We start from the raw sequence: 8,267 nt of genomic DNA on the forward strand, positions 1-8,267 counted from the left end.
AAATAGATATGAGTGAACTATACAATGCTGAAATTAAAGAAAAGTTCTTAGAAAGATATGAAAGTGAAGCAACAAAAGAGCTTTACCGATTAAAACTCAGAGATTTTTCTTTTACAGAAAGGATTTTGGAAAAAGACATATTTAATTTTTCTCTAGAGGAACTACGCACTTTATTTTTTGACTTAGATAGCAAGTCACTTGAATCATTAAGGGGTGCACGTGCTGTTATTGGTCAATACACTACATGGGCAATGGAACATGGCCTAGCAAATAGTAACATCAATAAAGTATACGAAATAAAGGACGAGGATTTAAAACAGTTTATAGATAAGAACAAAAAGACATTGTTTACGAATAAGGAAGTAGAGGAATACGTTAGCTATTTATTCAATAACCAGGATAAAGCAATGGTTCAAGCTGTATATGAGGGCATAGACGGATATCAGCATTCTGAGTTAATTAACTTAACAATAAATGATTTACTTAATGACAATAAGGTAAGACTTCAAGATGATAAACATGGCGAACGAATAATTGAAGTCAGCGAAAAATGTCATGAGCTGCTTAGGTTAGCATATGAGCAAAACACTTACCATTTAAATAATGGATCAGCATCAGGTAAACTGAGGTTTGCTAATTTAGTACGAAATGAACACATTTTTAGATTGAAATATAAAAGTCCAGATCAAAGTATGCAAGCGGATAAGTTCTTGGTACACAGGTCTTTTAAAACGTTTCAGAAGATACTGGAAGAGCCTTATTTTACTCCGAAGAACTTAGCTAATTCGGGAAAGTTGAATATGGCATATAAGATATATAAGGAAAAGAAAGAACTAACTGTACCAGATTATAAAAATATAACTGCTCAATATGGATTTTTGAATGAGAATGCAAAGTTCGCTTCACAATCATTAAGAAAAGTTGTCAACATGGAGAACATAGAAAAGTATTGCATTCAATCAGAAAAGATTGCTGATTAATTAATCCCTTGATAGGGATTAATCTTACATAACAAAAAGAGTAAAAATAAAATAACTAACATAAATATGAGCTAAATCGTGACATTTAAATATTAGATGGTAGGATTTTGTTCGTATTTTCAGAATTCGACAAAAGTAGACAAAGACAACAGGGGTAATTTGTGGTAAAATCAGACTATACCCTAAAAAGGGTACAGGGAGGTTCGCTAGGGCGAAATTCCTAGCGATTTTCAATGTTTGATTTTCCATTCATAGAGGTCTTCGAGGGTACAATTTAGCGCTACAGCTATAAGTTTGGCTGTTCGAATGTTCATAGAAGGTCTAACGCCATTAGCGTAATCACTTAACCTTTGGGTACTGATACCGGTGATACGCGAAAGCTGACCCAATGAAAGCCCTCTTTTTTGAAGGAGATCTGGAATCAAACATTGTCCGAATTCCACTTCTAGCATCGGACAACCTCCTGATTTTATGTATGCTCCTTATCTTACTATATCAATTCTTACCTGATTTTTAAATGATCAAAAAAGAATTGCAGACTAATAGGCAAAAGGGTATAATTAATTTAATCAAAAGAGAACGTATGTTTGGTCAATTACTACCAGAGAGAGGGAAATTAATGAAGGAGTTCATTGTACAAGGGGATTTTAGTATTTCTTATCATGGACGAATCAAAGCAGAGAATGAAGAACAAGCTATGAAATTAGTTATTGCTGTATTAACAAAAAAACTGAGAAATAAAGGCGGGAAAATTGGATTTTTAGAGAGAGGGCAATCAAATTACAATCATTTATTTGATGTTGATATAAATTCAACTGAAGATGCCGAAATAAGCGCTTCTTATGTTGAAGAGATCGATGAAATGTTTGATGAAGCACTCGAAGAATACAAGAACTCAGAATTGTTTACAGCAAAGTGAAATTCACACATCTTGTCAGTCATCATGAGAGATAAAAAATTGATGGCTTTATAGTCAGACTGGAGTTTAAAAATGAAACTGGACATTGAAATTGACATGAGAGATAACTTAGCATTAATTATCTTTAACGTTGGATCTGATAACATATCAAGTGGAGAATATTACATAGAAATTGACTTTCAGAATAAAGGCAATAAGTTAACGTTGAGGGTTGACAGGGCTGCTCTATTGGATCTTAGAGATAAAATTAATGAAACTCTGTGGAAATTGGACGATGCTAAAACAGTATTAAACAGTGGCTTTACTATGTAAGTAAAGCTTATTTTTAAACAAATAAAGAATAAAAATAAAATTACTATTTACATATGATCCCATGAACTGTATAATTCAAAGCATAAAGATACTAAAGAAAGGAGATGTCGCTTTTATTTGATTAATGATCCGCAGAATAAAGAAATAAAAAACATGGTCATGAAAAAGTTTTTAAAGGTTTTTGCTTCATGCAACAGAGCTTTACATAACTTGAATAAGGATGAAATAAGGAAGACTATTGGTGATTTGGACTTTGTTAAGGACAACCTCGAAGAAATACAGTTTATTTTAAAGGATATTGTTTTTACATATGAAGAGAAAAAGAATAAAACAATTAAGAATCAAAATAAAATGTAAGTTTTATCGAGATTCAGATAAGGGGGATATATGTTGAAAGAAATAAATATGATTGAACGTTTTTATTGTGGAAGTGGGGGATGTATGAGTTGTCCCTTCTCACACAGTGATGAAGCTGAAATGGCTCAAAATTATGGCTGTCTTCCGACACCTAAACAAATTTTTGAAGATGAAAAGTTTGATAAAGTTCAGCAGTTGTTTAGAAAGTTAGATGACCAGCTTAAAAAGATTTGTTTATAGGAGAGTGAAAATGAATCATGGCAATTGATTTTGCAAAGCTAAATGATCCTGAATGGAAAAAGCAGTGGGCTGATGAGAGAAAAGAACGTGAGCGGCTTTTAGATGAACGAGAAACACTGAGAAAGAAGACAGTTTGCTTCACTGGTCATAGGCCAAACAAATTGGGTGGTTACGATATGAAAAATCCAACAATGCTCAAACTCAAAGATAAGTTGCTTGAAGTCATTGAGGAGTTAATCATAAAAGAAGAAAAGTCCAGGTTTATAACTGGAGGAGCGTTAGGAACTGATCAGGCTGCTTGCTGGTGTGTACATATTCTCAAAAAGAAATACCCTCATATCAAAAACATAATTGCTACACCTTTCAAGGAACAAGATAAAGTATGGTCTGCAGATCAAAAAATGTGGTATAAACGTATGCTTGATGTAGCAGATGAGATTATTAATGTTGAAGAATTAGATAAATATAAAGTTAGTGGAGATAAACCAGGAGAGTTTTCGCCGGCTAAGATGCAAAAGCGAAATGAATACATGATTGATCACAGTGAATCAATAGTAGCCGTTTATGATGGGACTAAAAGTGGCACAAGGAACTGCTTAAATTACGCCAAGAGAACTTACTTAGGACATCAATTATGGAGACTTCATCCCAATTTTAATTTTGAATTAGATATAACTTATATAGTTGGATGATAATGAGAGGTGAACTTTTCTGAAACTAATTGAAGAAATAACATATGAAGAAAGATTGTACATATATTCTGATGATATTGAAGCGAAGAAGCATTTCGTAAGTGAATTAGAACCAAAAGGGTGGATAGTAGACAATCGCTGGGTTGGAATTGATCTCAATCAAATAAAACAGTTTTATCGGTTCAAGAGGGAATTAAAATAAAAGGATTATTTTATTAAGAACGGAGGACAAAAGAATAGGCTACATCAAATACGTAATTGAAATCGCCTGGTTTAACTTAGTTTGGTTTAAATGGCACCTTGGAGCGGACATAAGCATATTTGACAGCTGTAGATGGAATACATATAAACGGATAAAGAATAAAAATAAATAAGTGGAGGTCATGTTGGTGGTAAAGAGGAATCTGCTTAGCAAGCACGTGGATGAGATTATCGGAGAATATTACGCTGCTAAAGGATATTCAGTTCAGAGTATTGAACGCCAAGAAAATGGTCAACTAATTGTTGTTACGCAGCGAGTAACAGAGGAAAGGGAACCGGAGAAAGTTGATTTAGCATTCGATTTCATACATAAGAGACCACATAGAAAGAGGTACTTAGCATAAAAAGGCAAAGAGTTAAAACTCTTTACCATGAGGTGTTTTCCTTAACCGATTCGCAATAAGCTTCATTAAATTTACTGCAATAGATACCAAAACAATGATTAAAGCGATCTCAAGTAAGATGATAAGTCCAATATTTAAGTTTAGCTTATCAAAATAATCACCGGTAAAGGAAATGAGTTGATAAATACCTAGCATTAGAGCTATAAAGATTGCTCCTAAGACAATTAGAGATTTTTTAGAGAAATCCTTAGCATGTTCAAAATTATAAATTATTAAGAATACAAATAGACAAGCTATAGCAATCTCATGAGTCAACGAACCACTTGCTGAAAACCCTTGCACAATTAAGGAAACAATTAATCCAATTATTCCGATTATTTTATTCAAGATATCACCTGCTTTGTATGATCCTAGGTGCCAGCTTACCAATTAAAGGGGAATTTCTCAAGACGATGTACTTTAAAGTTAACTTAAAATCGTGATTTTAAACAGAATAGGAGGCCTTGATACATGGGCTTATATGTAACACACAGAGCTTTCGATGGGGCATACTCATCATTTAATAAACTTAGAAAATTTTTATTAAAATCAATTGGAGGTAGTTGGCCACCTCATGATAACCAAAAATTTAAGGATGGCTATTGGTACTTTGGTAAAGGCTATTTAACAATAACCCATAAGGGACTAACAGAGTTTTTCGGTCATTCAGATTGTGATGGTGTAATTACACCTGGAATGTGTAAAGTTGTTGCTGATGAATTGGAAGCCATTTTGCCACAAGTAGAGGAATTAGCTAAATCAGAACCATCATATGGTCATATATTGCGTGATGGCGGATGGGTAGCGGGTACAAAGCAGTTTATTAAGGATGTAGACTGGCACATGAAAGAAATGAGTCATTAGAGTTTAGATAAAATCTGGTTTTTAAATAGATAGGAGGAAGCAATGAATCAAGATATTCAATTTTTAAAAGAACTTCAGCAAGAGTTGAAAAATCAAGACAGCGACGGTCAAGCTGCACCACGTTTATGGACAGTTGGTGATTATGAATGGGTCGAAGCTCGAGCGGAAAATGCAGAACGGTATTCTGTATACCTGCCATATATTGCAGAAGCATATGTTTTAGATGATTATTTAGAAGATTTAAAAGAAGATAGTGAGCTGTCTAAGGAAGCCTTAACAGAGTTGAAAAAGGACGACTTTGACGATCCTATTGAGTGGATTCAAAAATACATTGATGAAGAAGCAGAATTAATTCCAGAAAGAAAGGTTCATATTATACGGCCGGATACAATGTTTTTGACCAAAGCAGAAGCGAAGGCGCATATCAAATTAAATAGGCATCACTACACTTCAGAAGCTCATACTTACGCAATGACAGCTTGGAGAGCACCAAAAGTTGAGCGGCTGCTTAACATACTTGAAACGTTTGATTGGGATTCAATTAAAGACAGTCAATAGAATCTACAAGGGAGTGGCAAAATGAATACATACGTAGTCGACAACAGTAAATATAAATGCATTTATGCGGGAACTAACAAAGAATCTGCTTTTGACAATGATTTTGAAAATGGAACAAGAGTTAGAGTTTGGTTCGAAGGCAATCACATAAAAACATTTGAAAAAGAACAAAGAGAAGTCTGTGGAGCAGGAGAATGGATTCTGAAGTATGATGCTGCTACTGAATTGCAAAAGGAAGTGGATCGTTTGGAAAAGACATATTTCAAGAAGAAGGAGTTGTTAGACACTATTAGACAAGCTAATGAAGTCTAAATAAAAGATAGTTTTTATTTAAAAAGAAGATCGCCCTTGCATAAAGAATTAAGCAACAGCGATTAATCGTAAGGATCTGATATTGGATTAGTGTGTTAGTTAAGGCCTAATTTTGCTTTAATAACTCCAGCAGCAACATCAGAAAGGATTGTCAGCGAAGCGCCGCCAACCTTAGATGCTAGGCTTTTTGTTTCAGACCAAACACCAGACTGGCGGATGTTGTCTAAGAACTCATGCCCTTTGTATGTCATATCAATTATTCCTAAAGGAAGATCGCCTTCTTGGAAAGATGCTGCTTGTAGTTTTATGAACCCAGCTTCTTCTAACTTAAATAATGTATAGAAAACATCATCATTTGAATAGTTATTTAATTGGTCTTGACCTAATAGTTTTTGTATAGGTAGGAAAATATTATATTCTTTAACATCTTCTATTGTAAGAAGAATATCTCTTACGCATTCATGTTTAAGTTTCAAATATATTCATCCTTTCATTAATTTAACATAATTATCTCATCATTTAGATTGTACTAACAGAGAACGAACGTTTGTATAAATAAGGAGGAAAAGAAATAAATGACGGAAACTAACGCTAAAATCCACGTACTGGCTGACGAAACACTTGACGGCATCATGCGCGAATACGTGGAGGTCGATCGTAAAGCGGAGGTTGGCGAGAAGATCGTAATTGTTGCTAGAAAAGCTTACGACGATAGATATGAGAATGGAGATGTTTTTACAGTGTCTAAAGTTTGGGAGGGCAAGGAAGGAGAAGTGGGTGGGCGTAGGTACTCTTTTAGTCAGTATAACGAAATTGGACTTATTTATCACAATGAATACCGTGTAATCGAACCGACCAACATCGTTCACATTGCCAATCTGCGCTACGAATTAACTGATCGCAAGGCAGAAGTGGGCGAGAAGGTTATCGTTGTTAGGCCTGACGAAGTAATCGGGGGAGCCCATGATGCAGGGAGAGTTGAAACGGTAAAATCACGCCATTCTGATGGAGACGTAAGCGTAGAAACTATTGGGATGGTGTTTAGCGATGAATATCGCGTCCTCGTCCAATTAGATAAACAAAAGAAGGCCTTTGAAAATGAAAATAGTGTATACAAAGAAATGAAAAATTTCATACATAATGACTTAGGTATCTCAAGGCAAGATATACAAGAAATGATTAGTGTTGCGGTTTCTAATGAAGTTCAGAAGATGTATGAGTCAGGAAAGCTAGATAGTATTGCGGGAGCAAAAATTGAGTCTCTTATTGAAGAAGGTTTTAGGGATGGAGGTCGAATGCCGCATGGATTTAAAGAACGGGTGTCACAAACAGTTTCCGAAGAGGTGGGTAAACGGATTGCAAAAATATTGAATATTAATGTGGAATTAAAGAAGGGAAGGAATTAATGGAGTTCAAACATTCAAGGCGACACCTAAAGGTGCTAAAATTTCAAGAAAATCATTTAATGTTGTAAAGGTGCTTATAGCGTTAATGAAGTAATTGTCCATGCCACCAACTCCCATCAAGAAAAATGTCACAAAAAGAGGAACAATTAAAGTGAAAAGTTTCCTTTCTGGTGTCGCAACTGCGGAGATACCGCCTTCAATGTTTGAAAAATTATTATACCATAGTTTTCCTGAAAAGTCAATATTATCAGAGATCTAGGTAATATGAAAATCAAAATAAAATATTTATTTTAATGGAAGGAGAGAACCAAAGTGCCAAATCAAGAGCAAATAAAACGCATGAATGATATTAATGACTTGATAAAGCTAATTGCTGATATTGATAGACGTACTTTCTTCTGTAAGCCAATGAATCGCATAGCGTATTTCAGATTTAAGAATAAATTGTTCTTCGTTGATGATTACACAGGGGCTGACGTATACCCGTATGAAATGGGGTACGGTAGTCCAAACGGCTTTTCGCACGGAGGCAACATGTGGCAACTGGTCAACAGTTTTAGAACGTTCATCATAACAGGGAGATTCGGCGAGTTAAGAGATTATAAGGAAATTTGGGCATACAGCTATGAAGGATGTATGAAAATTCGTCAGAAGGCAAAAGATATAGGGTTTATAGAGACTGTTGATTATCCATATAGCTTCGATGAATGGATGAAAACTAATTGATTCATGTACTAAATTTTCAATTAGCTTTAAATGGTTAGGCTCTAAGAAGTTATGTAACGGAGAGATTATACTCTCCAGGATTCGAAGGAAGGGATGCGGAGTTTGCCGTGCTTAGTCTTAAATCTGTGCTTAACTTTACATAAGATAGGCTCAATAAATACATAGTCATCAGATTCAGACTTTACTTGTTTCATAGAGTGAAACTTACTTCGTTCTGCATGTGGCATGAATTCCATAAACCCAGCTGCAGTTCCATC

Annotated in this window: 16 protein-coding genes and 1 pseudogene; 13 read left to right on the plus strand and 4 right to left on the minus strand. The window is 34.8% G+C overall.

Annotated elements, in window-relative coordinates; genetic code table 11:
- Window positions 1-8 precede the first annotated feature (8 nt).
- Window positions 9-980: a tyrosine-type recombinase/integrase gene (locus MOF34_RS15885; RefSeq protein WP_268296414.1), complete on the plus strand. Its 972-nt coding sequence runs from the start codon at window positions 9-11 to the stop codon at window positions 978-980.
- A 230-nt stretch (window positions 981-1,210) separates the two neighbouring features.
- Here MOF34_RS15885 and MOF34_RS15890 read toward each other — a convergent pair whose 3' ends face one another.
- Window positions 1,211-1,432: a helix-turn-helix domain-containing protein gene (locus MOF34_RS15890; RefSeq protein ID WP_041338568.1), complete on the minus strand. Its 222-nt coding sequence runs from the start codon at window positions 1,430-1,432 to the stop codon at window positions 1,211-1,213.
- Window positions 1,433-1,599: 167 nt separating this feature from the next.
- Between MOF34_RS15890 and MOF34_RS15895 the strand changes: the two genes are divergently transcribed.
- The 7 genes from MOF34_RS15895 to MOF34_RS15925 all read left to right on the plus strand — a co-directional run bounded on the left by MOF34_RS15895 (window position 1,600) and on the right by MOF34_RS15925 (window position 4,105).
- Window positions 1,600-1,899, plus strand: a complete 300-nt coding sequence (locus tag MOF34_RS15895) for a hypothetical protein (protein ID WP_268326876.1) — start codon at window positions 1,600-1,602, stop codon at window positions 1,897-1,899.
- A gap of 72 nt (window positions 1,900-1,971) precedes the next feature.
- Entirely contained in the window at window positions 1,972-2,211 is a 240-nt protein-coding gene (locus tag MOF34_RS15900; RefSeq protein ID WP_268296411.1) for a hypothetical protein, read from the plus strand.
- Window positions 2,212-2,328: 117 nt separating this feature from the next.
- The gene (locus MOF34_RS15905; RefSeq protein WP_166851868.1) at window positions 2,329-2,568 is read left to right on the plus strand and encodes a hypothetical protein; all 240 of its coding nucleotides are present in this window, start codon (window positions 2,329-2,331) and stop codon (window positions 2,566-2,568) included.
- A gap of 33 nt (window positions 2,569-2,601) precedes the next feature.
- On the plus strand, window positions 2,602-2,808 hold the full coding sequence (locus MOF34_RS15910) for a hypothetical protein (protein WP_268400796.1): 207 nt from the start codon (window positions 2,602-2,604) through the stop codon (window positions 2,806-2,808).
- Window positions 2,809-2,825: 17 nt separating this feature from the next.
- The gene (locus MOF34_RS15915; RefSeq protein ID WP_268400797.1) at window positions 2,826-3,500 is read left to right on the plus strand and encodes an SLOG family protein; all 675 of its coding nucleotides are present in this window, start codon (window positions 2,826-2,828) and stop codon (window positions 3,498-3,500) included.
- A 19-nt stretch (window positions 3,501-3,519) separates the two neighbouring features.
- The gene (locus MOF34_RS15920) at window positions 3,520-3,702 is read left to right on the plus strand and encodes a hypothetical protein (protein WP_268400818.1); all 183 of its coding nucleotides are present in this window, start codon (window positions 3,520-3,522) and stop codon (window positions 3,700-3,702) included.
- A 184-nt stretch (window positions 3,703-3,886) separates the two neighbouring features.
- Complete coding sequence (locus tag MOF34_RS15925; protein ID WP_268400798.1) at window positions 3,887-4,105, plus strand: hypothetical protein; 219 nt, start codon at window positions 3,887-3,889, stop codon at window positions 4,103-4,105.
- A gap of 12 nt (window positions 4,106-4,117) precedes the next feature.
- Here MOF34_RS15925 and MOF34_RS15930 read toward each other — a convergent pair whose 3' ends face one another.
- Complete coding sequence (locus MOF34_RS15930; protein ID WP_268400799.1) at window positions 4,118-4,492, minus strand: YoqO family protein; 375 nt, start codon at window positions 4,490-4,492, stop codon at window positions 4,118-4,120.
- A 123-nt stretch (window positions 4,493-4,615) separates the two neighbouring features.
- On the opposite strand from MOF34_RS15930, the gene MOF34_RS15935 reads away from it, so the two are divergent.
- Genes MOF34_RS15935 through MOF34_RS15945 form a run of 3 tightly spaced genes read left to right on the plus strand, consistent with a single transcriptional unit; the run spans window position 4,616 to window position 5,878 of the window.
- Complete coding sequence (locus tag MOF34_RS15935; protein ID WP_268400800.1) at window positions 4,616-5,008, plus strand: hypothetical protein; 393 nt, start codon at window positions 4,616-4,618, stop codon at window positions 5,006-5,008.
- 42 nt (window positions 5,009-5,050) lie between these two features.
- Window positions 5,051-5,566 (plus strand): hypothetical protein, encoded by a 516-nt coding sequence (locus tag MOF34_RS15940; RefSeq protein ID WP_268400801.1) that lies wholly within the window; start codon window positions 5,051-5,053, stop codon window positions 5,564-5,566.
- Window positions 5,567-5,587: 21 nt separating this feature from the next.
- Complete coding sequence (locus tag MOF34_RS15945; RefSeq protein ID WP_268400802.1) at window positions 5,588-5,878, plus strand: hypothetical protein; 291 nt, start codon at window positions 5,588-5,590, stop codon at window positions 5,876-5,878.
- A 95-nt stretch (window positions 5,879-5,973) separates the two neighbouring features.
- On the opposite strand, the gene MOF34_RS15950 is transcribed toward MOF34_RS15945, so the two are convergent.
- Window positions 5,974-6,354: a DUF2513 domain-containing protein gene (locus MOF34_RS15950; protein WP_268400803.1), complete on the minus strand. Its 381-nt coding sequence runs from the start codon at window positions 6,352-6,354 to the stop codon at window positions 5,974-5,976.
- A 99-nt stretch (window positions 6,355-6,453) separates the two neighbouring features.
- Between MOF34_RS15950 and MOF34_RS15955 the strand changes: the two genes are divergently transcribed.
- Together MOF34_RS15955 and MOF34_RS15960 are read left to right on the plus strand one after the other, a co-directional pair.
- On the plus strand, window positions 6,454-7,284 hold the full coding sequence (locus tag MOF34_RS15955) for a hypothetical protein (RefSeq protein WP_268400804.1): 831 nt from the start codon (window positions 6,454-6,456) through the stop codon (window positions 7,282-7,284).
- A gap of 312 nt (window positions 7,285-7,596) precedes the next feature.
- Complete coding sequence (locus tag MOF34_RS15960) at window positions 7,597-8,010, plus strand: hypothetical protein (protein ID WP_268400805.1); 414 nt, start codon at window positions 7,597-7,599, stop codon at window positions 8,008-8,010.
- Between the two features lie 65 nt (window positions 8,011-8,075).
- On the opposite strand, the pseudogene MOF34_RS15965 reads toward MOF34_RS15960, so the two are convergent.
- Window positions 8,076-8,267 (minus strand): annotated as a pseudogene (locus tag MOF34_RS15965) (ATP-dependent DNA ligase); the annotation flags it as partial.

The organism is Bacillus sp. T17B1 (assembly GCF_026796395.1).
Lineage (GTDB): Bacteria > Bacillota > Bacilli > Bacillales > Bacillaceae > Bacillus > Bacillus spizizenii_A.

Excerpts from the sequence above, each read along its gene's own strand:
- MOF34_RS15900 (WP_268296411.1), top strand. The coding sequence starts at position 1,972 with ATGAAACTGGACATTGAAATTGACATGAGAGATAACTTAGCATTAATT.
- MOF34_RS15890 (WP_041338568.1), bottom strand. The coding sequence starts at position 1,432 with ATGCTAGAAGTGGAATTCGGACAATGTTTGATTCCAGATCTCCTTCAA.
- MOF34_RS15935 (WP_268400800.1), top strand. The coding sequence starts at position 4,616 with ATGGGCTTATATGTAACACACAGAGCTTTCGATGGGGCATACTCATCA.
- MOF34_RS15940 (WP_268400801.1), top strand. The coding sequence starts at position 5,051 with ATGAATCAAGATATTCAATTTTTAAAAGAACTTCAGCAAGAGTTGAAA.
- MOF34_RS15955 (WP_268400804.1), top strand. The coding sequence starts at position 6,454 with ATGACGGAAACTAACGCTAAAATCCACGTACTGGCTGACGAAACACTT.
- MOF34_RS15885 (WP_268296414.1), top strand. The coding sequence starts at position 9 with ATGAGTGAACTATACAATGCTGAAATTAAAGAAAAGTTCTTAGAAAGA.
- MOF34_RS15945 (WP_268400802.1), top strand. The coding sequence starts at position 5,588 with ATGAATACATACGTAGTCGACAACAGTAAATATAAATGCATTTATGCG.
- MOF34_RS15915 (WP_268400797.1), top strand. The coding sequence starts at position 2,826 with ATGGCAATTGATTTTGCAAAGCTAAATGATCCTGAATGGAAAAAGCAG.
- MOF34_RS15895 (WP_268326876.1), top strand. The coding sequence starts at position 1,600 with ATGAAGGAGTTCATTGTACAAGGGGATTTTAGTATTTCTTATCATGGA.